Origin of the sequence: Variovorax sp. LjRoot290 (genome assembly GCF_964253985.1) — a bacterium.
In the GTDB taxonomy this organism is placed as follows: Bacteria; Pseudomonadota; Gammaproteobacteria; order Burkholderiales; family Burkholderiaceae_C; genus Variovorax.
Map to the genome: position 1 here is coordinate 73,904 of NZ_CAXURW020000002.1, position 20,349 is coordinate 94,252.

Here is a 20,349-nt window from a genome sequence, read left to right on the forward strand (position 1 = left end):
CGCTCTCTCATTCGAGCTGCACGGGCTGGCCTGCGCCGTCAAAGGCGATGAAGCCGGCGATACCGCCGGACTTGATCGACTCGACCATGCGCTGCAGCGGCACTTCGGCCTGGGCGCTGGTCGGCCCGTGGCCCGCGCTGCCCGACATCGCGGCGGCGAACACGAGGTCCCAGGCCTGGCCGAACTGCTGCGACTCTTCGCGCAGCGCCTCGAAAGAGCCCAGTTCGTCGGGCGCCTTGTCCACGCACATCAGCGGCGTCAGCGTGCCGCCTTGACCGGACTGGAAACGCTCGCGCTGCTCGGGCGTCGCGTGGTCCGGCAGGCCTGCGGCTGCGAAGACGAACAGCAGACGCTGCGGCTGTGCCTGTGCGCGCGCAAAACGCAGCAGGTCGTCGAAGCTTGAAATCATGGCGGGCTTTCGGTGTCGGGGAAATGGGTGAGGCGCTGGCCTGGGACGGCCGGTTGCCCCGTGTGCAGGAGGATCGTGACCAGCAGCGAAGCGTCCGTCAACGCGTGCACCGCGTGCGGTTCGCCTCCCTCGAGCGCCACCAGGCGGCCGGCGGCGAGATGGCAAGCGCGCGAGGGCGTCCTGACTGTCGCTTCGCCTTCCAGGCACTGCACGGTGATCGCGCCGGACACACTGTGCTGCGGTACGTCCGCGCCGGCGCGCAAGACCATGCGCATGAGCTGCAAGGCGGGCGTCTTGATCAGGCTGGTCGTGACGGCCCTGGGCAATTGGTCGCCCAGCGGGCTGATGTCGATCACGTCGAGGGCTCGGGCATGGGGAAGGGCCATGGAATCTCCTCAAGGGCGCGCGGTGTATTGTCAATGGCGCGGCGAGAACGTCGGCAGCGCGGCGCCTGCGAAGGCTTCGAGCACCGAGCCGACGCCGCCCGAATTCTGCAGCGCGCCGACGATCTTCTTGAAAAGCGGCCGGTAGGCCTCATCGGCCTCGTAGCCTGCGAGCGGATCGCGGTTCATTAGGAACGCCGCGTCGAGTTCGGCCCATTCGTCGGCACTGAGCACGGTCTCGGCCAGCGGCAAGATCTCGGCCTCCTCGACGTGCATGTGATCGAGGTAGAAGTCGGCGTACTGCTTCATCAAGGTCTCGAAGTTGTCCCGGCGGGCTTCACCCTGATCGGTCCCACTCATCATCCGAAATCCGAGCAGCGCGTGTTCGAGTTCACGGATCGCCTGCTCGCCACGCGCATGGTCGCGGTCAAGGCGGTCGAGCACGGCGTCGGTCTGCGCGTTGCGCCCGCGCAGCTTGGGAAAGAGCAGGCGGCTCTCCTTGGGGTGGTGCAGCTTCTCCGGGAACTCGTCGACGTAGAACAGCATGGCCTGCAGCGCATCGAAGTCGGGCAGCGTGCCCCGTCGCCGATGTTCACCGAGGAGCAGGGTGATCGAGCGCAGCATCGCCGACAGCGCCCGGTGTTCGTGGCGGATGATGGTCAGGCTGGGGTGCGTCATGGCGCGGTCTCCCTTGTGTTTCGACTGTGGCGTTCTGCCGCGAGCTCGCAACCCACTGCCGGGTGGTCGGCGCCATGCCGCGCCTGATATCCATACCAGAGGCTCCCGGCGATGCGGTGTGCAAGGTCGTCGGCCCGTTCCTGGAGATCTGCGTTGCCCAATGCCTGCGTGGTATCGCGAAACAGTGCGAGCCAGCGGTGGAACAGCTGCGCCGTGAGCCCCGGCAATGCAACATGCTTGGGCATTGGCGCGCCCCTGTAGCGGGCGGTGCCTCTCAGGGCAGACGACCAGAAGTCCACCATCTTCGCCAAGTGCCGGTCCCAGTCGACGATTCGCGATTCGAAGATCGGAGCGAGCATCGCGTCGTCGCGCAGCTTTGAATAGAAGGTATGGACCAGGCGGACGACGTCCTCTTCGGTACAAAGGTCAGGATCCGGCATGATGGAACTCGCCGCGTTCGAATGGGAGATCGTGCGCGATGGAACCCTGGTTCAGCGCTTGCCGGCCGCGGGCGGTGACCTCGAAGACCTTGGCCGGGTCCTGCCTTGTGCAGTCGTCAGGGTCGATGTGCACTGGCGCAATGAAAGCATTGACGTAGCCCGCCGCTTCCAGCAGTCGGACCTTGTCGATCTGGGACGGGCTGGCTGTCGTGAATGGAAGCTGCGCGTTCGCAAGCCTCAGCAATATTTCCATGCACATCCCACACCTCCTTGAATCCTGGCGGGCTGTTCAGCACCGGCACTCCAGCCTAGCGCGGCCAAGCCGTTGCGTCTTTGATTTGAAGCAAGCTTTCTGCCGGGCATCCGCTGTGCGGATCGAATCGGCCACGGGTGGATCGCGCCATCTCAGATCGGTGAGCGCCGCCGCAGATCACACTCAGCTGCACGCCGAGGCGGGCAAGCAGCCAATGTCGAGGGGCGATTGACCTACCATTCGCAGGTGCCTCCTTCGCAGTTCCCGGCAGATCGCTCCAGAGGGCTCGCTCGTTGAAGCGGCTCGAGGGTGCCATCGCAAGGCTGCTTTGGCGGGTGTTGGCCTTGGTACTTGTCGCTCTGGGCCTGCTCGGCGTCTTTCTACCCGTTCTGCCGACGGTGCCATTTCTGCTTGCGGCCGCCTGGGCGGGCGGACGCGGCTGGCCGGCGCTGGAGCATTGGCTACTCGACCACCCGCGCTACGGCGAGTCCATCCGGCGCTGGCGACAGGGGGGTGCGGTGTCACGCCGCGCGAAGTGGGCCGCGAGTTGGATGATGTTCTTCAGCACAGCCGTGCTGCTCGTCACCGACGCGCCGATCGTCGTGAAGGTCGCAGCGCCGCTCCTCATGGCGGTGATTGCGATCTGGCTGTGGAAACGACCCGAGCCGTGAACGCGTTGGCCGCAGCGGCGGCGCGGTCTGCCGACGGCAACGATTGATGTACGTCAAATGCGGGCTTGGGGAACGGCATGTACCTGTCCATGGGCAACGTGTTGGTCAATCCAAAGGTCGGGATCCTGTTCATAGACTTCGAGAAGCCCAACCGCCTGCGGATCAGCACAGAGACGTCCGTGATGAAGGATGACCCGTTGATCTCCGAGTACCCGGAAGCCCGGTTCGTGGTCCGGGTTGCCATCGGCCTTGGGCCTGCAGCCGAAGGTCAGAAGGTTCCGAGCGGTCGCAACGCGCGGTGTCGCCCCGACCGGAAGTGCAACCAGACGGCAGTGAAGGTGAAACGGTACGCCGGGGGCTGAGACAGTCGAGCCAGCCATCGGTCTCGTCACTCGAATGCAAGCGCTGGCGCGAGAGCTGCCTGTTGCCTGGTCGAGGAGCGCTTGTCGACAGCTTCTTCGACCGGCTCGGGAACCAGCATCACGGGAACTGTTGACGTTCGCAGGAAGCGCTCTGCATCGCTGCCCATCGCCCACCGCCCGCAACGCCCAGGCGTGCTCAGAACAATGAGGTCTGCCGGCCACATTCTTGCTTCGTATGCGACAGCGTCGGCGAGGGGAGTGGCAAAGTCGCTGTACAGCATCACATCCGCATGCACACCGCGAGCCTCGGCAGCTTTTTTCGCTGCTTCAAGGATCTCCCGCCCCCAATTGTGCAGCGTACCCAGCCAGGTGTCCGTATCGGTGGATCTGCGCGCGAGCGAGAGATCGTCCACCACGTGAACCAGCCGCAGCAGGCCCCTGGTGGTCCTTGCGATATCGATGGCCTCGTCCAAGCTTCTTTTGGAAGCCGGACTCCCGTCGATGAGAACCAGAATCCGTTTGTGCATGGCGAGTTCCTCTTGAGCGAGGTGAAGGAGCCATCAGTATCGAAGGAGCGAGGATTCGTGCCTTGATATGGCGCAAGAACCGGCGCGGGAGGACCCCTGAGTCCGGGCCGCCGCGAGCGCGCCCGAATTGACTTTGACGATCGTCTCGAGCAGTTCGGTTTGCATCATGCAGCGATGGTTTTCCGAACACCGAAGCACGTCCAGCGGGCCGGCCGGCCCGCATAGCGACCAGTGGGGACCATGGGTCGCATCGACCACGAAGGTCGCGTCCTCCGATCCCGCTTGCGGGCGTTCTTCGGTGCGCATCTCGAAGCCCATCGCCCGCGCAGCCGGCAGGAAGGCGCGTGCCCGCGCCGTCGTCGGGTCGCCGAGGAGCCGGATCGATGCGCCTGGCGCCGGCCGATGCTCGCAGAGCGTCATGAGATCCGCCAGCGCCCTTGCCGGATGATGGTCCAGGCCCAGTCCCTCGTAGACCGGGACGCCCGCCTCCTGCTCGATCTGGCGCACGGAGGCCGGAGCCAGCGTTCCGCAGTCGATGGCGTCGTACATGCGCCCCAGCATCCGGGCCAGGCCGCGAAGATCGTCCTTTGCCGACGCCGAGCCGGCCGGATCGGTGAACCGGACTTCGGAAACCCGCGCGCCCAGTTCCTGCGCGGCGCGATGGAGGGCCGACGTCTCCTCGCCGGGCGGGGTGTCGAGCAGCAGCGCCAGGTTCTTGCCGTGCAGCGGCTTGCCGATCGTGCCAGCTCGGGCGTCCTCGCGCAGGCGCCGGGCGGCCGCAAAGATCGCCAGGATGTCTTCCGCGGCCGGCGGCTCGCCGGCGCACCCGCGGTGAGAAGGAATGGAGAGAACGGATTCCACATCAGCGAAGGTATTGCCTGCTGCGATCGAGGCCTTGATCGCCGTCAACAATCCGTCATCCTGCAGCCGTCGATACCGGCCAGATACCAAGCATTCACCCACTGTTACCGAGGGGGCGACCGCATTGGCGCTGCTGTTGCAGTGGCCTTCTAAGCTTCAAGCCATCGATCTGCGAGGAACAAGTGATGACCGAAGCGACAAGCGCTCTCCAAGACAACCGGCGTGCCGTCCGGCGCATCGCCGACATGCTGCAACTGCTGCAGGACAGCCTGCCGATCCAGCGGCGCATCGTCCGCGCAGGCGACACGGTCTACCAGGTGGGACAGAAGTTCGGCTGCCTCTACGTCGTGAACTCGGGCTTCTTCAAGATGGTCAACCTCTCCGGAGAGGGGCGTGAACAGGTGGTCGGCCTGCACTTCAAGGGCGACTGGCTGGGCCTCGACGGCATCGCGGCCGGCCAGTACGGCTGTGACGCGGTCGCGATGGACACCGGCGAGGTCTGGGCCATCCGCTACGACGCGCTGTTGCAGGCAGCCCTTCGCACGCCCGCGCTGCTGACCGCGCTGCATGAGGCCATGAGCCGCGAACTCACGCGCGATCACGATTCGATGCTGTCCTTGTGCACGCTGCCCGCCGACGCCCGCGTGGCCGGTTTCCTGCGCTACTGGGCCGACGCGCTCGCACAGCGCGGCCTGCGCACCGACCAGATCACGCTGCGCATGACGCGCGCCGAGATCGGCAACTACCTCGGCATGACGCTGGAGAGCGTGAGCCGTGCGCTGTCGCGACTGGCGCGTGGCGACGTGATCCGCTTCACCGAGAAGGGTCGGCGCGACATCCATATCCCGCAGGTCGAGGCGCTGACGGGCTTCATGCGCGCCGTCGCGCCGCCGAGCGTCGTGGCGCTTCACTGAGCAGCGCTCAGGACCCGCGCACGCTCGAGTTCGCTGCGCGTGTAGGGCTTGCGCGGCAGGTCCCAGCCCAGCGGCTCGTCGAGCAGTCCGCTCGAATAGCCGAACATCAGCAGCATCGGCAGGCTGGGCAGCCGCGTGCGCACAGAACGTGTCTACAAGCTCGAGATCGGAAAATGGCGCTCTACCGCGGTGAAGGTCCGTATTGCGAGCGCATCCATGAGGCGGCGCTTGTCAATTTCGGTTTCCCGTGGAGGCGCGACCGCGCCATTCCTTCACAACCCGGATCGTCGTCCGGAGACAGCGTGACTGGCGAATGCGGCAAACGTTTTTGAACGGAAGGGACTTGCCCGTCAAGACGTTCCCTTGCGCCCCTCGAAATAAGCGGCCAGGCGCATCCGTTCCTGCTCGAACGCCGACATGCCGGCGAGGACCGCCTTCCAATCGCCGATGCGGCTGGCGCGCTCGATGTTCTCGCATGCGGCCGCGAACGCGAGCGCCCCGACCATCTTGCTGGCGCCCGCCATGCGGTGGGCGAACTGGGTGACCTGGGCAACGTCGTCGACGGCCACCGCCTGCCTGAGTCCGGCCGAGTCGTCCTCGCAGGTTCGCCGGAAGGCCGCAAGAACCTCGCCCACCATCGACGCGTCGCCACCGCATGTCGCCGTGAGGAGCGCCTCGTCGATCGGGCTGACGCAGGGGGCGGCCTCCGGGCTTGAGCCGGCGGGAGCGGCGGGCGGCGAGGGGGCCTGGGGAAGCGGCAGCCATCGATCGAGCTTTTCGATCAGCTGCGCCAGTTCCACCGGCTTGACCAGGAAGGCATCCATGCCGGCGGCGAAGCAGGCCTCGGCCTCCCCCTGCAGCGCGTTGGCGGTGCAGGCGACGATCGGCACGCGCTCGCGCCCCGCGTCGGATTCCAGAGCGCGGATGCTGCGCGCCAGTTCGTAGCCGTCCATGTGGGGCATGTGGCAGTCGGTGATGACCAGTCCGAAGCGACCCGACTTCCACATCTCCAGGGCCTGGACGCCGTCATCGGCGGTCTGGGCGGCATAGCCCAGCGTTCGCACCTGGCGCAGCAGCAACATGCGGTTGACGGGGTGGTCATCCACCAGCAGCACCAACGTTCCTTCCGTCTCGGCCTGCGCGGTGCCGGGCGCCATGCGGCGCATGGCCGTGGCCGCCGGAAGAGGGCGTGCGCTGTCGGCGTCGCTGCCTGGCGGGGGCTCGGCGACCGGCAGCGACAGTTCCAGGGTGATCGTCGTGCCCTTGCCCGGCGCGCTTTCCAGGCTGATCGAGCCGCCCATCATCTGCGCCAGCTGCCGGGAGATGACCAGCCCCAGGCCGGTGCCACCCGGCCGCCGCCGCGCCTCGTCACCGTCCGCCTGGCTGAACGGCTGAAACAGGCGCTGCTGGTCTTCGAGCGAGATGCCGATGCCGGTGTCCTTCACCTCGAAGCGCAGGTTGTCCTGTCCGTCTGAGCGCCCCAGCCATTGCACGTTGATGTCGATCCAGCCCTCGGAGGTGAACTTGATCGCGTTGCTGACGAAGTTGTTGAGGATCTGGCGCAGGCGCACCGGATCGACCCGCAGCGCCGCACTGATGCGCGGGTCGACCATCCGCCGGACGACCAGGCCCTTGCTGCTGGCATTGCCCAGATAGATGCTCTGCACCTCCTCGATCAAGCGCTTGATCGAGACGACTTCGGGGCGGACCTCCAGCTTGCCGGCCTCGATCTTCGAGAAATCGAGGATGTCGTCGATGATGCGCAGCAGCGACCGGCTCGATTCCCGCACCAGCCCGAGCGTCTCGCGCTGCTCGGCGTCCAACTCGGTCAGGCTCAGGAGTTCCAGCATGCCCAGCATGCCGTTCATGGGCGTCCTGATCTCGTGGCTCATAGTGGCCAGGAAGGTGCCCTTGGCGCGGTTGGCGGCTTCCACCTCCGAGCTGCGCTGCGCCAGGGCCGCGTTCAGCCGCTCGATTTCACGCTCCTTCTTCTTCCTCTCCGTCACGTCTTCCGTCATGGTCAGCACGTAGCGCGGCTGGCCGGCCTCGTCGAGGATCGGGATCTTCTTCGCGTGGAGGACGTGCACGCTGCCATCGCGCGTATGCAGGGTGCCCTCGGGGATGTCCACTTCCCGGCCGAGCGCCAGCGCTTCCTTGTCCTTGGCCGTGAAGAAGTCGGCCTCCTCTTTGGAACTGACGAACTCGTAAGCCGTCTTGCCCAGCAACTCCTGCTGGCTGCGCCCCGTCATCTCCTCCATGCTGCGGTTGACGCGGACGACCTTCAAGTCGGTGGCGTCCTTGACCATGACCTGATAGGGAATGTGATGGATCACCGAGTTCAGGAACGCGTTGGCTGTTTCCAGTTCGGCGGTGCGCAGGCGCACGCGCGCCTCCAGGTCGGCGTTCAGGGCACGCAGGTCATCTTCCACCCGGCGCAGCGCCGCTCTCTGCCTTTGTTCGGCGAGCGCGCGCCGAATCGAGAAACCCAGGCGCCGCAAGCGCTGCTTGAGCACGTAGTCCGTGGCGCCGGCCTTCATGCAATCCACCGCCTCGTCCTCGGTCAACGCAGTGGCAATCACGATCAGCGGAAGCTCCGGCTGCTGCTGCACCTGGCGCAGCAGCTCCAGGCCGCCGACTTCGTAGTCGGACAGCACCAGGTCGAAAGTTTGCCGCTGCAGGGCGGAGACGACGTCCTCCCTGGTTTGCACCCACACGATGTCACAGCCAAGGTTCTCGTCCTGCAGCCTGCCCCGGATGCGCTCCGCATCGGCCGGGTCGTCCTCGAGATGCAGCACGCGGATGGCAGCGGTCATCTCGGCCCGTCCTGTTCGCCACGCAGCGACTCGACGACGTCCTTGAACTCCTCGCGGTTGCGTTCGCTCAGTGCGGAGAGGGCCTCGTGCGCCTGCAGGATCCGCTTCTGCACCACGGCCTGGTCGCCCCCCGTACCCAGCGCGTAGAGCTCGGGCGCGGCGGGAATGTCCTCGCGCATCGCGGCCACCACCTGCTGCATGCTCAGTTCCTCGAACAGGGCGTGCACGGCCGGTGTCACCCCCGCGAGCACCACGCCGCCCCGGGCGACCAGCTCGTGCACCGTGCCGAGGCAGGTGCTGTCCATGTACTGGCAGCCGGAGAAGTCCAGCACCAGGGGGCGTCCCCCGTCCAGCACGGCCAGGGCCGTTTCATGGAAGGCATCGCAATGCATCCAGCTGGCCCGGCCGCGCAGCGCAAGGTAGGCGGCATCGACTGTTTCGCCGTAGAACACCGCCTCGCCCTCGGGCCGCGGGGCGCCGGAAGCGGCAGCCGCGGGGAGCTCGGCGCCATTGTCGAACGAGGAGGCGCCCGCGTGCGCGTCGATGAGCAGGATGGTCACGTCATCCCGGTCCGCTCCCGCCGGCGCGTCACCGTGAAGCTGCGCCATCGCCTCCTGCGCACTGGAGAGCGGCTTGGCAAGCACCTGCTGCAGCAGTTCCAGCTCGCGCTCCGACCCGGAGGGCAGGAGTCCGTCGGTGTAGAGGAGGATCCGGTCGCCCGCCAGGAGCTGGAGACGCTCCTGCGCGAAGTGCGCGTCCGGCGCCAGCCCGAGCGCGGGCCCCGTGCGGCGGATCAGGCGCGTTTCCCGGCCCTCGCGTGCGTGCAGCACGGGCGGATGGCCCGCGGATGCCAGCGTGAGGCTCGCATCCGACGTATCCAGCAGGCCGAGGACGGCCGTCAGGAACAGTCCCGGCGCGGCGTGCGTCTCGCAGATCGAGCGGTTCACCGCGGCCAATACCTCCGCCGGCGGCAGCGCGAGGCCCGTCGCCGGGTCCACCAGGACCAGCCGCTGCTTGAACAGCACCGAGAGCATTGCCGAGGTGACCCCGTGGCCGGTGGCGTCGGCCAGGTAGAAGGCGAGGTGCCGCTCGCCCAGCCGGACCACGTCGTAGAGGTCGCCGCCCACATGCTGCCCCGGGCGGTAGACCGCCTGGATGCAATAGCCCTCCATGGGGGGCGGGCTGCGCGGCAGCAAGGCGCGCTGGATCACCTCCGCCCGCTCGAGGTCGCGGCGCAGCACTGCGGAGGTCTCCTGAAGTTCGCAGACCTTGCGCTGTAGCTCCCGGTGCAACCGCTCGCGTTCAGCCAGCAGTTGCCGCCGCTCCAGCGCGTTGCGCACCGCAACCCCCATCTCTTCCGAGCGCGGCGACTTCGGCAGGAAGTCGAACGCTCCCAGCCGGATCGCGGCCACCGCCGAGTCAAAGGTCTCCAGCCCCGAAAGGACGATCCACATGGTGTCCGGCACGGCCTCGCGTCCCCAGCGCAGCAATTCCAGGCCGTCCATCCGGGGCATCATGATGTCCGTCAGCACCAGGGCGACGTCCGGGTGCTCCCGCAGGACCTCCTGCGCCGCGATTCCGTCGGCAGCCTCCAGGACCGGAGCGCAGCCGAAGCTTTCCAAAGCCAGCTTCACCATCAGTCGGGCCACCGGCTCGTCGTCTACCACCAGCGCGACGGGAGGGACAGGGTCGAGGTTCATCACATCCCCTAGCGGCGAGTGTGCCGTGCAAGAAAGAATTCTCCGAGCCGGCGGGCGCGATGGCAAGCCACTGACGCACAGGCAGCGGCGCCGCGATCGCGTTCGGATGTGGCAGCCGGCTCAGCGCGGGGCTGCCTCGAGAAGGACGGCAGAAGGGGACGCGCCAACGATCGTCATCAGCCGCTTGACATCAGATCGTCGGGTGCGCGCCGCCAGCGAGCCGCTACGAAGACTTTGTGCTTGAGGGCAGGAGCATCCGAATGGATGTGCATGATTGGCTGGCGAGGCGGCTGCCGAAGGGGTCTCTGCTCAATTGAGTTGGGTTCATGAGCGGTGCCGGGAAGTTCGCCTCAAAAGGGCGTCTCGATCGAGACGCCATTTTTCTTGGACCTCAGCTTGCGAAAATCTGCTCGGCGCTCGTTCGCGGCCTCGGCAAGTCTGGGCTCCACCTACAATTTCCATCCGCATGGCAAAGCTTCGCAAACACACATCTCCCACCCCTTGTGTCAGGGTGGCGCCCAGTGGCGTCCACGGCCTGGGCGCCTTTGCAACGCGCGCGTTGCCCGCTTTCGCATTGCTGGGCCTTTACGAAGGCCGGCGCTACTCACCGCAGGAAGTCGCCGCCAGAACCTGGGATGATCAGCTCACTTACCTGTTCACCTTGTCCAATCAGGAAACCATCGATGGTGCCAAAGGCGGCAATGGCACTCGTCACCTGAACCACGCCTGCGACCCGAACTGCGAGGCGGTCGAGGAGTACGACGACGCAGGCCAGCTGCTGCTGAAGTTCCAGACAATCGTCCCTGTAGAGGCAGGGGACGAGTTGTTCATCGACTATTGCCTGACAGCGGATGACGGCTCGCCGCCCTCAGACTATCCCTGCCGTTGCGGCTCTTCGAATTGCCGTGGCACGATGCTCGCCCCTGTCGAAACCAGCTGAATCCGGCGATCTGTCTGCCGACGCGCAGGTCATTGCCCGCGAGACCGCGCGACCAAAAAGCTTCCGAACCCCGTTCCAGCGCACGCTGAGCGGCGAGCAAGTGCACTGCCACGCAGCCTCGCATCCGCTCTTCGTCCTCGTCGAAGTGCGTGAACGAAGGCCGGTCCTCAAGGTGTCATGGCATGCCGCCGACCATGGGCGCAGCCATTCGAGTCATCACGCCCGAGCCGGTTGCGCTACCGCACATGATGGGGGGTCAAGCTTCCTCCCCTTGGCGCGTCCCGGGGGGTCACCTGCGGCGAGCAGCAAAACCGCCTTGGCTGAATGACGGCAGCGAGCTCGCCCCGTGGCGGGCACTTCGCAAAGTCTGAGGACCCTAGATTTCCTTCAAGACCTCTGCGACCGGTGGCGTCATGCTGGGATTGAACTCGGTCACATCCTTCCGAGCACCTGCGTACTGCACGAAAGGGTCAGCCTCGAGCTCCTTGCGGTCGCCCGAACGCGCGAGGATCACGCCGCCCTTGCGGGGCACTCGGGCGCAGCGTGATGATGGCGCCCGGCCGCCAGGCGCAGCGTCCGCGCATCTTGAACCTGGTGGCGGTCGACACAGCAATAGGCATGAGTCCTTTCAGGGCGCGTCGGTGATGCCTCATGGAAGTCATCAGCCGGCGCGCCAGTGCGCACTGGATGCGCCATACCCACGCGACGCGCGCCTTCGCGCGCGGGGTCGAACTGACAATCGTGCGCGACAATCTGCGCCGCGACTCGCTGGTAACTTTGACCCATGGACCTCACGCTACAGTTCGTATCTCTGGACAGCTTCACCCGGGCTGATTGCCCAACCGAGGATGACGCGTCGCTTGTGTTTCCCCACGTGGCGATCACAGAGCGAAAGATCGCCGGCGTCCACACCGCGATGCTGCAGGCCTCCGATCACCAGAGTTGGGGAGGGCAGTTCGTCCGGTACATCCGCACTGTCTACCAAGCGCAGGGAAGCTCGCCTGCCGCAGCTGGACGCTGCACCGTGTACGGATTTCCTACCGAGGGCGATCGCGACGCATTCTGCGATCTGACCAGAGCAACCCCTGGCAAGTTCTTGCGAGCCATTGCTCAGAGGCATTCGGCCTGAGCATCCGCTGCTCCAGTCAGGTCACAAGTGCGTGAATTCATTGCATTGGGAATGACCGCTTCAAAGCGACGCGAAGGCCCAAGCGTCGCGTCGAATAGACGAACCACAAGAGAAAGCCGCAACGAGAAAGCGCGCTTGAAGCCATGCGCCGATCGACAGGCTGAGTTCCGGCCCGCCGGCTGCAGCCGTGACTCCAAGAGAAGGGCATGGACTTTGTCGTAGATGTGCCGAGCGCCTTGAACGGCATCGATCTGCTGCTCCTGCTCATTGTGTCGCTCGGCGTCTGGCCAGGCTGGCGCAGAGGGTTCTTGCGCTGCGCGGCAGAGCTTGCCGCCTTCGTGGCGGCTGTTCTCATCGCTCTGTGGTGCAGCCTGCCGGCAGCGAGTTACCTTGATCGCTGGGGCCTCGTCGAAGACCCGTGGGCCGCTCCGGCGGGATTCTTGATCTTGCTGGTGCTGGGCCGCGTGCTGCTGGATGCCCTCGTTTGGCGCTGGGTGGCGTTCTCCGCTCGGGTCGCCGGTTCGAACGTGCTCGACCGAAGCATGGGCGTGCTGCCCGGAGCGGTGACAGGTCTCGTCAACGCAGCCGTCGTGGCGATGGTCCTGCTTGCCGCGCCATTTGGGAACGGTGTAAACAAGAGCGCGCAGAAGCACCCGGGCAGTCAGGCTGGCTGCGCCCGCCGACTGGATCGAAGCAAAGCTCGGTCCGATCTTCGAGCCCGCCATCAGCCGGGCCATCAGCAAATTCACGGTTCAGCCGCAGGAAAATGCTGCCATCGAGCTGCCGTTCGTGGTTACGGATCCAAGGCCTCGGCCCGACTTCGAGGCAGCGATGCTGGTGCTGCTCAACGAAGAGCGGCGCAAGCACGGACTGCGGCCGCTCAAGGCAGACCCGCAAGCGCTTGAAACTGCACGAGCCCACTCGAGCGACATGTTCGCGCGCAGCTACTTCTCCCACATCACGCCTGATGGCCGCACACCTTTCGATCGCATGAGGCGGGCAGGTGTCGATCGGCGCCAAGGACTCAACTGCGAGACGTTGCGCATCAACGACTTAGGGCAGATCTGCCAGATCACCTTGAACCCGCTGTGCAACACAGTTTGAATTTTCGGGCGGCTTTTTCACCCATCTTTGAATTTTCCGGACCTCGGAAGCAGGTCACGAGCGGCCGCGGCCTGGCCGCCAACAGCCGGCAAGGGGCTGAGCCGACCTCCGGAGTCGCCGAAAGCAGACGCACATGACAGAGAAAACTGACATTCCCAAACCATGCCTCGGGAGTGTCCGTGGATTCAATGCAGCCCTACTTTGCGTTTGCCCCAGATTCACGGACTCCCGGCTCAACAGGACGCTCAGACCCGCCTGCATGGGGTTATCGGCTGATGACCGACGATGCCGGCCTCGGAGTCGTGATCGGGTCAGCGTGCCGATGAACGAGCTTCCACGCACCCTGCTCCAACCGAAATAAGCTGGTAACGCGTACTGCGACCGCGACGAGTTCCTCGGCACCTCCAACCTTGGTTCGGCCGCGCTCTACCTCGACAACGCACGCGAGTCCGTCCGAAACATATTTCGCTACGAGTTCGACGCCGGTGCCCTCTCCGTCGCGGTAGTGCGACGCGGCGCCCTCCAGGGTTGCCTCAACCTGCTTCCGACCGCGCGCGTACGGCCCGAAAGGATTGCCCAGAGTCACGTCTTCCGTATGGGAATACAGCGCCTTGTAAAGGCTAGGGTCGCCTTTTAGGATTGCGCTCAGAGCAGCGTGGCTCTGTTCAATTGCACTGTCGAGGTCATCCGACTTCATTTCACGACCCCTGTGTGAAGGCTTGCCTCGGTTGTTCGGCTACCGCCCGAAGCATTTTACCAAACGGATCGCGTTTCGACGACCGCTCTTGTGCAAATCGCGCGTCCAGGTCGATAGACCGATTTTGGCCCGGTTCCGGCCGCTGGCGATGCCGATGCTCGAGGACTGATGACATTCGGTACGCACCTGCCCCGCGTCGCAAAGTTCTTTTCTCTTGGTGCATTCGATTGCGGGACTCCAACGCTGGGTCAGGGTTGCATGGAAATCATCAGCGCATCCCAAGGCACTACCTGGTGATGTCGCGTCAAGGTTTTCCTTTGGGCCTTCCCACTCTCTGGCTGATTTCCTGGGCGGCCGATTGAAGGATCATGTTGCGCGGATACTGGGCTGCGTACTGGTTGGAGGCCGAGACCAATCCCGCGGACGGCGAACCCAGGCGCGCGGAGGACAGAATCGAGGACGCCTCGGGCATCAACAGATAGGCCGTGATCTTGCGAGGATCGGTTCCGGGCAGGCTCAGTCTCGCAACGATCACCGCATCCACGTCGGTCCCCTGGGCGAGGCTTTCGATTTGGGCGCTGGCGCGCAGCCAGTGGGCGTATCTCACGGCATCGGTGAGGCCGAAGTCTCCAGTGGCGCTGGCAAATCGGGGCTCGCTCTTGGCGAGCAATTGCCCGATCTCATTCACCGAGTGGGTGGAGTAGCCCTTCAGGATTTTCGGATCGTCATGGATCGAGCCGGCCAGAATGTCGGCCGCATAGGAATTCGCCGAACTGCGGATCGCCGACAAAAGTTCATCCTGCACGCCCACAGGGGCCAGCCGTGCCATGTGGGCCAGTTCGCCGTAGTAGTCGTCCGCACTCAGGACGTGGGTTTCGAACGCGCTCTTCAGCATCGCATCCGATCCCGGCAGATAGCCGATGCGCGAGAAGCTCAAAGCGGCCGATCGCGCGACCTCCTTGTTGTTGTCGCCGATCAGGCTGCGCAGATCCAGCAGGATGTCGGCGTTGTAGCCGGTCGCATTGTCCGACGAGTACAGGCGGCCCAGGATGCGGGCCAGCGCAATCTTCTCGTCGTCGCTGATCCCCGCCTTCAGCAGCGCGCGCGCAGCCAGAGCCGATCGAGAGGTGAGCGGCACGCCCTGCGCGAAGATTCGATCGAGCTCATTGCGTCCCTCGATGCCGGGCTTCGGGACATACGAGGCCAGGGAATTTTGCGAATCCTCTTTGCCCCTGGCGGCCCCGATCGCCGCCGCGTACCTTGCGGCGGCTGTGGACGGGCCGCCTCGATCGTCCCCGTGGAGTGCGGGCGCGGATGTACTTGGATACGACGCCGTCGACGCAACAGGTGGCGTCTTGAACCACCCCCAGATGATCCCGGCCAAGGCGATACCCGCGACGGCAAGGAGACCGGCCTTTTTCATGCCTGCCGCGCCTCAAAACCAGCCCTTCATGGTGTTGAAGAGCCTCGACGGCAGCATGATGCCGCTCTTGAGATCGCGATTGCGGTCCAGCCAGATTTGCGGAACCGGGTAGATCGACGGAATGCCTTCGTCATCGGCCGTCTTTTCATACAGATTCACGATGAATGTGTCGCAGCGGTACAGGCCCCGTTCGGCCGGACGGCCCCACATCAGCGGCTTGGCGCTCGTGTAGTGTTGACCGTAGGTGTAGTCGGCGCCGATGAGGTACGCCTGAAAGGCACGCTTGACCAATGCCATCCTGGCCCGCACATCCTCGAAGTCACCCGCTTGCAGGCACGCCGTCCTGAAGCATTTGTTCAGCAGGTGGTTGGGATTGTTGGGAGAGGCCGTGCCCCAATATGCCGAACGCGCCTTGAAGCTGGCCAGGGATTCGTACTGGATGGCATTGCTGCCCTCATTCAGCACCTCGACGACGACACTGCCGTCGAACATGCCGGTGTGTCCCAGCGAACCCAGGCCGGAGATCGACAGGTCGCGTCCAACAACGTCGCCGGCCCATTGGGGATCGCCGGCGACGAGGTCAGCGCCGATGTGCCAGAGCGCTCTGCCGTTGCCATAGATGACCAGGTTGCCGTCATCCTGTGCTGCCAGGTACGCACCCGGGTTGCCGCTCGTTTGCGAGTTCCAGATTGGGACGCCGTTGCTGGCATACACCACCAGGTTGCCATCGCCCTGCATTGGGGCGAACGCGCCGGGACTCTGCGTCTGGCTGTTCCAGCGCGGGGTCCAGTCAGATGTCCGATAGTAGACAAGGTTTCCATCGCCCTGCATCACAAGGACATAGCGGCCGTTGTCGGAACTGATGGATTGTCCAGGTGAAAGCGCTGTGTTGGGCGCCAGAATGCCGGCGCTGGTGAGACATGCGATGAGGGCCAGCGCGAGGGCACCCAGTGCCCGAAATAACGTCGCCATCACAACCCCCCCCCCGGGCATGGCTGCCCGCGCCGCGTTGCAATGCGCCAGCGCGGATCGTCAAGGCGCTGGCCCCGGTCCCGCTTGTGAAGTGCGCCCAAGTGGGGCAGGCATTGTTCCGCGAAAAGCTGGCGTCCGCAAGCGCGACCGAGGGCAGATCAAATGGGCGGGCTGATCAAGGAGGCGGGAATCACTCCATGACCGTTCGCGCGAACATATTTTCTAGAGTGGACCCCGAAGGCATCCTCCGACACATCTGTTGGAACGTCTGCTACCCACTGACCCGGCCAAGCCCGATCAGGCTGCCCACGCTCAACTTTGACCGTCAAACCGCTGCTTGATCGGCCGCTGAAGCGCTATCTGCTATCGAAGGGCCGCACCGTCGCGACAATCACGTCGCGCCCAGCCACGAAATCCGGCTGCGTCGCCGGCCACATCGATGTCGCCTGGGTCAACGCGAACGTCGGATGCCGTGCGCGGAAATCAGCCCACACGCGGCGCGCCTCCTCCGACTGCCCGTCACGCTCCAGCGACGCGGCCAGCAGCAGCCAGTAAAACGGCAGGTGAGGCAGGCCACCGACGGTCAGGCGCGCCCGCTCGGCCGCCTCGGCGTAGCGCCCCTGCATGAAGCGGTTCATGCCGATCAAGCCGTGCCAGATCGGCACGCGCGAGTCGCGCGGGCTGATCCGCAAGGCGCGCTCGCAGGACGGCACCGATTCCTCGAAGCGTCCCAGGCGCAGCAGTGCCGAACAGCGGTGGTGGTGCGAGGTATGGTCGCTCGGAAAATGGGCGATCATCACCTCCGACAACTTGAGCAGGCCCGGCCAATCGCCGCGCCAGTTGGTCAGCGTGGCGCGGCCGTCGAGCGCGGCAAAGCTGGTCGGGTCGAGGGTCTCCAAGCGCGTCTGAGCTTGCTCGGCGCGCCGCACGGCCGCTTCGGGATCGTCGGTCCAGCGGAAGATCGCCCTCATGGCCTGGACGTTGACCACACCCCCCAACCCGCGCACCGAATCCGGGTCCTTGGCCAGCGCCTGCTCGAACAGGCGCAGCGCCTCGGCGAAGTTGTCGGGCCCGACGGCGCGAAGCATCACGGACGTGCCCTGCATCGCCAGGTCGTCCGCCTCCACCGCCTCCGGCTTCATGCGGGCAGCGCGCTGGCCAACCGACCTGCCGATCTCGACCAGCAGGGTGCGCGAGATGCCGCCGCGGATGTCGTCCACCGACTGCGCCAGCTGGGCGCGCTCGATCTGGTATTGCTCGGCCCATTGCGCAACGCCGGTGTCGCCGTCGATCAGGTTCATCTCGAGCCGGACCTGCTCACCGTCGCGCCGCACGCGGCCGTGCACCACGTAGCGCACACCCAGTTCGCGCGCCACGGCACGCGGATCGTCAGACCGGCCCTTGTAGCGCGCCGCAGTGCCACGGCCGATCACGCTGACTGTGCGCCACACTGTCAGCGCTCGCGTCAGGTCGCCGGTCAACGCATCGGCGAACCAGGCCTGCTCGGCGGCGTCGGCTTCGCTGTCCAGCGGCAGGACCACCAACGAGCGCAGCGGCACTGCAGGCGGTGCCGTGCCGCGCCATGGGCCCAGCGCAACAAAGCCGGCGATGGCCGCCGCCAGCATCAGCAGGGCGGCCGCGAAGACGATGCGCTGGCGCGCGGGTGGCGAGGCAGAAGCCGAGGCTGAAGCTGGAGATGGCGCTGCGGCGCTGTCCACTGGGTCTGGCGCTGGGCCTGGCGCTGCCTCGTCGGGTATCAACAGGTAGCCACGCCGCGCCACGGTGCGCACGCGCCGGTGTTCGCTGTCCCCCAGCACGCGGCGGATCTCGGCGATGGCCTGCGCCAGCGAATCGTCGCCCACAACCACACCGGACCAGACGCGGCGCATCAGTTCGTCCTTGCCGACCACGCGGCCGGCCTGCGACCCCAGCACCAGCAGCACCGCCAGCGCCTGGCGACGCAAGCCGGCAAGCTGGCCGTCGGCGCGGCGCAACTCGCCATCAGCCAGGTCCAGCACGAAGCCGCCCAGATGAAGGCGGGTTTGCGCGGTGTCGTCGAGCGTCTCGGCCTGTTCCATTGAGCGGAAGCCCCCCGGCATGAAGTTTCATCGTACTTCTTTCGTCCTGATTTCAGGCGTCTTTCAAGACCTGCGGCAAGGCGCCCGGCAGACTGGCCCGCCATTTGTCGCTGGAGCAAGGCCATGAACAAGTTCCTGATCACCCTCGCATTGGCGGCCGTCACCTGGAGCGGCCAGACGCCGGCCGCGTCAGCTGGCACTGAGGCCGCCCAGGCGCGCGCCGCGGCCGGCGCCGCGGCGTTTCGCCAAGGCCATCACGAGAGCGCGCTGGCGCACTTTCGACAGGCGGCAGGAGCCGGGCATGCCGTAGCGCAGTTCAATCTGGCGGTGATGCTGATGGAGGGGCAGGGCACTGCGCCGCGGCCTGCGGAAGCGATCGGCTGGCTGCGCAAGGCGGCCGAGAACGGCTTCGTCCAGGCCCAGAATGCGCTGGCCGCCCTGTTGGAGCGCGGCGAGCACGTCCCGCGGTCGCTGCCCGAAGCGACCCACTGGTGGCGCCGCGCGGCCGAGCAGGGCTCGCGCGACGCGCGCGTCAACCTTGCCACCCAGTACTTGCTGGGACGAGGCGTGGCGCAAGACGACGCGCAGGCAGCGCTCTGGTATCAGCGCGCCGCCGGGCAGGGTGACGCAGGCGCCTGCTATATCATTGCCAGCATGTATGACAAGGGCTACGGCGTACAGCAGGCCCCCGAACGCGCCGCCTTCTGGTACGGCCAGGCGGCGCTGCGCGGCGAGCCCGGCGCTGCTGACATGGCACGCGCGGCGCGCCGCAAGGCTGAGAGCCTGTAAAACGGGGACTTTTCTGGTGCTACCGATTCGATAGCCGACGGGCAAGCGGGGCGAGTTCGACTCAAGTGAGGCGCGAGATCGCAACCGGCGTCAGCGATGCCCATGTCGCGCGCTGGCACGAACTGGTCGGGACGTCCCGGATCGTGCGGAAGAACTCTGTCTGCTCCGCTGCAAAGCTCGCGTTGGCGCAAGCGATCATCGTCGAGAAATCCGCTGGGCCGGCAAATGCCCGAAAGCTCACGCTCTGCCTCCTGAGGGCTTTGAAGCGCGTACCGGGCTGGCCCAGGTTGGGCGCTACGCGCGCGCGCAGCTGCTCACCGATGCCGCCGGCATGAACCAGTCGGTGACCCCACGAACTGCTGAGCCATCTGCAGGCAACACGTGCCGCGCCATCGCTGATCGATGCTTGGGAGAATGCTTGGCACGGCGCCATGGACGGCCCCGGCGAGCCGTTACCTTGTCCTGAGTGCTTTTCTTGGGCACATGGTGTCCAAGCTTCAGCCACGACCCAGTTACAGGGATGTCGGCCAGGCCCGGTGTTCATGTTTCCAGGCGGATGACTTCACGACGGTGGCATTCCGTTGCAGACGCGGCCAACGAGGCCGGTAGCCTTCTTGCCGACGCGTCCATTCGATCTTGCTGGCCGCGCCGGAGCAAATGACTCAATGTGGCAAGACCTTCGCTTGCCCGTCCTGTTCGTCCGCGGTTTGTGGCTTTTGACAGTTCGAATGGGAGTCGCCGACCGGTGCGGCTTTCGTTTGGGCGTTCCGGCGGCCGAGCTCGGATCCTGGGGGCACTGGTTCGGTACTGGCAGCCGTCTGGTGGGCGTCATCGGTCTACTCCAACGCGGCGTTCCGGTACTCAGCCAACGTCGTGCGGCGGAATTCGATCACTGGTACCAGCTTGTCACCCGAATCCGGAAAGCGGGCGCGAATGTTGGCTTCTTCGCGGACCCAACATCCGCGGGAAGTCGTGCCATCCCACGACGTCAGGTAGCAAAGTCGATAGGGCGTGATGCATTCTTCCTCGGCATCGGTCAACTGCAGCATGTGGAACACGCTTCCGTGCGCCACGAATAAGACGCTGGGCTGCGTCTCGCAGCCGAGAACGAATGTGCAAGTGGCGACGCATGCCACGACTGAAGATGCCTTCATACCTGGCTCCAGTCGATGTCGGGGAAAGATCGATTGAGCGCTTTGGTATTAG

At 65.6% G+C, this 20,349-nt stretch carries 24 protein-coding genes and 1 pseudogene; 10 read left to right on the plus strand and 15 right to left on the minus strand.

Going from position 1 to position 20,349, the window contains the following annotated elements; genetic code table 11:
• Nucleotides 1-7 precede the first annotated feature (7 nt).
• The 4 genes from ACSQ9A_RS29220 to ACSQ9A_RS29235 are packed head-to-tail and all read right to left on the minus strand — an operon-like array spanning nucleotide 8 to nucleotide 1,910.
• Complete coding sequence (locus ACSQ9A_RS29220) at nucleotides 8-409, minus strand: ribonucleotide reductase subunit alpha (protein WP_436306444.1); 402 nt, start codon at nucleotides 407-409, stop codon at nucleotides 8-10.
• Nucleotides 406-795 carry a cupin gene (locus ACSQ9A_RS29225; protein WP_436306445.1) on the minus strand — a complete coding sequence of 130 codons (390 nt, stop codon included), beginning with the start codon at nucleotides 793-795 and terminating at the stop codon, nucleotides 406-408. Before ACSQ9A_RS29225 ends, ACSQ9A_RS29220 begins: the two co-directional genes overlap by 4 nt.
• Nucleotides 796-825: 30 nt before the next feature.
• Entirely contained in the window at nucleotides 826-1,470 is a 645-nt protein-coding gene (locus tag ACSQ9A_RS29230; RefSeq protein ID WP_436306446.1) for a hemerythrin domain-containing protein, read from the minus strand.
• Nucleotides 1,467-1,910 carry a group III truncated hemoglobin gene (locus tag ACSQ9A_RS29235; protein ID WP_436306447.1) on the minus strand — a complete coding sequence of 148 codons (444 nt, stop codon included), beginning with the start codon at nucleotides 1,908-1,910 and terminating at the stop codon, nucleotides 1,467-1,469. The genes ACSQ9A_RS29230 and ACSQ9A_RS29235 overlap by 4 nt, the downstream gene beginning before the upstream one ends.
• On the opposite strand from ACSQ9A_RS29235, the gene ACSQ9A_RS29240 reads away from it, so the two are divergent.
• From ACSQ9A_RS29240 to ACSQ9A_RS29250, 3 genes are all read left to right on the plus strand, one after another.
• A complete protein-coding gene (locus ACSQ9A_RS29240) occupies nucleotides 1,909-2,184 on the plus strand; it encodes a hypothetical protein (RefSeq protein WP_436306448.1) in 276 nt (91 codons plus the stop codon). The two genes, ACSQ9A_RS29235 and ACSQ9A_RS29240, sit on opposite strands and share 2 nt — an antisense overlap.
• A gap of 272 nt (nucleotides 2,185-2,456) precedes the next feature.
• Nucleotides 2,457-2,834, plus strand: coding sequence for a YbaN family protein (locus ACSQ9A_RS29245; protein WP_436306449.1), 378 nt, complete (start codon nucleotides 2,457-2,459; stop codon nucleotides 2,832-2,834).
• Nucleotides 2,835-2,911: 77 nt separating this feature from the next.
• Nucleotides 2,912-3,196, plus strand: a complete 285-nt coding sequence (locus ACSQ9A_RS29250; protein ID WP_436306450.1) for a hypothetical protein — start codon at nucleotides 2,912-2,914, stop codon at nucleotides 3,194-3,196.
• A 26-nt stretch (nucleotides 3,197-3,222) separates the two neighbouring features.
• Here ACSQ9A_RS29250 and ACSQ9A_RS29255 read toward each other — a convergent pair whose 3' ends face one another.
• Nucleotides 3,223-3,723: a universal stress protein gene (locus ACSQ9A_RS29255; protein WP_436306451.1), complete on the minus strand. Its 501-nt coding sequence runs from the start codon at nucleotides 3,721-3,723 to the stop codon at nucleotides 3,223-3,225.
• 33 nt (nucleotides 3,724-3,756) lie between these two features.
• Nucleotides 3,757-4,632 (minus strand): hypothetical protein, encoded by an 876-nt coding sequence (locus ACSQ9A_RS29260; protein ID WP_436306452.1) that lies wholly within the window; start codon nucleotides 4,630-4,632, stop codon nucleotides 3,757-3,759.
• A gap of 137 nt (nucleotides 4,633-4,769) precedes the next feature.
• Between ACSQ9A_RS29260 and ACSQ9A_RS29265 the strand changes: the two genes are divergently transcribed.
• The gene (locus tag ACSQ9A_RS29265) at nucleotides 4,770-5,498 is read left to right on the plus strand and encodes a Crp/Fnr family transcriptional regulator (RefSeq protein ID WP_436306453.1); all 729 of its coding nucleotides are present in this window, start codon (nucleotides 4,770-4,772) and stop codon (nucleotides 5,496-5,498) included.
• On the opposite strand, the gene ACSQ9A_RS29270 is transcribed toward ACSQ9A_RS29265, so the two are convergent.
• Nucleotides 5,492-5,641, minus strand: coding sequence for a hypothetical protein (locus ACSQ9A_RS29270; RefSeq protein ID WP_170855734.1), 150 nt, complete (start codon nucleotides 5,639-5,641; stop codon nucleotides 5,492-5,494). The genes ACSQ9A_RS29265 and ACSQ9A_RS29270 overlap by 7 nt on opposite strands.
• 30 nt (nucleotides 5,642-5,671) lie before the next feature.
• On the opposite strand from ACSQ9A_RS29270, the gene ACSQ9A_RS29275 reads away from it, so the two are divergent.
• On the plus strand, nucleotides 5,672-5,830 hold the full coding sequence (locus tag ACSQ9A_RS29275; RefSeq protein ID WP_170855733.1) for a hypothetical protein: 159 nt from the start codon (nucleotides 5,672-5,674) through the stop codon (nucleotides 5,828-5,830).
• An 18-nt stretch (nucleotides 5,831-5,848) separates the two neighbouring features.
• On the opposite strand, the gene ACSQ9A_RS29280 is transcribed toward ACSQ9A_RS29275, so the two are convergent.
• Nucleotides 5,849-8,311, minus strand: coding sequence for a response regulator (locus ACSQ9A_RS29280; RefSeq protein WP_436306454.1), 2,463 nt, complete (start codon nucleotides 8,309-8,311; stop codon nucleotides 5,849-5,851).
• Entirely contained in the window at nucleotides 8,308-10,011 is a 1,704-nt protein-coding gene (locus tag ACSQ9A_RS29285) for a SpoIIE family protein phosphatase (protein WP_436306455.1), read from the minus strand. Before ACSQ9A_RS29285 ends, ACSQ9A_RS29280 begins: the two co-directional genes overlap by 4 nt.
• A gap of 466 nt (nucleotides 10,012-10,477) precedes the next feature.
• On the opposite strand from ACSQ9A_RS29285, the gene ACSQ9A_RS29290 reads away from it, so the two are divergent.
• Nucleotides 10,478-10,951 carry an SET domain-containing protein gene (locus tag ACSQ9A_RS29290; RefSeq protein WP_436294679.1) on the plus strand — a complete coding sequence of 158 codons (474 nt, stop codon included), beginning with the start codon at nucleotides 10,478-10,480 and terminating at the stop codon, nucleotides 10,949-10,951.
• A gap of 376 nt (nucleotides 10,952-11,327) precedes the next feature.
• Here ACSQ9A_RS29290 and ACSQ9A_RS29295 read toward each other — a convergent pair whose 3' ends face one another.
• Nucleotides 11,328-11,483 carry a hypothetical protein gene (locus ACSQ9A_RS29295; RefSeq protein WP_436306456.1) on the minus strand — a complete coding sequence of 52 codons (156 nt, stop codon included), beginning with the start codon at nucleotides 11,481-11,483 and terminating at the stop codon, nucleotides 11,328-11,330.
• Between the two features lie 134 nt (nucleotides 11,484-11,617).
• On the opposite strand from ACSQ9A_RS29295, the pseudogene ACSQ9A_RS29300 reads away from it, so the two are divergent.
• The 3 genes and pseudogenes from ACSQ9A_RS29300 to ACSQ9A_RS29310 all read left to right on the plus strand — a co-directional run.
• A pseudogene (locus ACSQ9A_RS29300) lies at nucleotides 11,618-11,728 on the plus strand (tyrosine-type recombinase/integrase); the annotation flags it as partial.
• Nucleotides 11,729-12,286: 558 nt separating this feature from the next.
• Complete coding sequence (locus tag ACSQ9A_RS29305) at nucleotides 12,287-12,985, plus strand: CvpA family protein (protein WP_436306457.1); 699 nt, start codon at nucleotides 12,287-12,289, stop codon at nucleotides 12,983-12,985.
• Nucleotides 12,912-13,184 carry a CAP domain-containing protein gene (locus ACSQ9A_RS29310; RefSeq protein ID WP_436306458.1) on the plus strand — a complete coding sequence of 91 codons (273 nt, stop codon included), beginning with the start codon at nucleotides 12,912-12,914 and terminating at the stop codon, nucleotides 13,182-13,184. Before ACSQ9A_RS29305 ends, ACSQ9A_RS29310 begins: the two co-directional genes overlap by 74 nt.
• A 265-nt stretch (nucleotides 13,185-13,449) precedes the next feature.
• Here ACSQ9A_RS29310 and ACSQ9A_RS29315 read toward each other — a convergent pair whose 3' ends face one another.
• From ACSQ9A_RS29315 to ACSQ9A_RS29330, 4 genes are all read right to left on the minus strand, one after another.
• Nucleotides 13,450-13,881 (minus strand): YybH family protein, encoded by a 432-nt coding sequence (locus ACSQ9A_RS29315; protein ID WP_093110329.1) that lies wholly within the window; start codon nucleotides 13,879-13,881, stop codon nucleotides 13,450-13,452.
• Nucleotides 13,882-14,185: 304 nt separating this feature from the next.
• On the minus strand, nucleotides 14,186-15,304 hold the full coding sequence (locus tag ACSQ9A_RS29320) for a hypothetical protein (RefSeq protein WP_436306459.1): 1,119 nt from the start codon (nucleotides 15,302-15,304) through the stop codon (nucleotides 14,186-14,188).
• Nucleotides 15,305-15,316: 12 nt separating this feature from the next.
• Nucleotides 15,317-16,276, minus strand: coding sequence for a hypothetical protein (locus ACSQ9A_RS29325; protein ID WP_436306460.1), 960 nt, complete (start codon nucleotides 16,274-16,276; stop codon nucleotides 15,317-15,319).
• A 356-nt stretch (nucleotides 16,277-16,632) separates the two neighbouring features.
• Entirely contained in the window at nucleotides 16,633-18,354 is a 1,722-nt protein-coding gene (locus ACSQ9A_RS29330; RefSeq protein ID WP_436306461.1) for a winged helix-turn-helix domain-containing tetratricopeptide repeat protein, read from the minus strand.
• A gap of 123 nt (nucleotides 18,355-18,477) precedes the next feature.
• Here ACSQ9A_RS29330 and ACSQ9A_RS29335 point away from each other — a divergent pair, with 123 nt between their 5' ends.
• Nucleotides 18,478-19,143: a tetratricopeptide repeat protein gene (locus tag ACSQ9A_RS29335; protein WP_436306462.1), complete on the plus strand. Its 666-nt coding sequence runs from the start codon at nucleotides 18,478-18,480 to the stop codon at nucleotides 19,141-19,143.
• Between the two features lie 836 nt (nucleotides 19,144-19,979).
• On the opposite strand, the gene ACSQ9A_RS29340 is transcribed toward ACSQ9A_RS29335, so the two are convergent.
• Nucleotides 19,980-20,192, minus strand: a complete 213-nt coding sequence (locus tag ACSQ9A_RS29340) for a hypothetical protein (RefSeq protein ID WP_436306463.1) — start codon at nucleotides 20,190-20,192, stop codon at nucleotides 19,980-19,982.
• Nucleotides 20,193-20,349 lie beyond the last annotated feature (157 nt).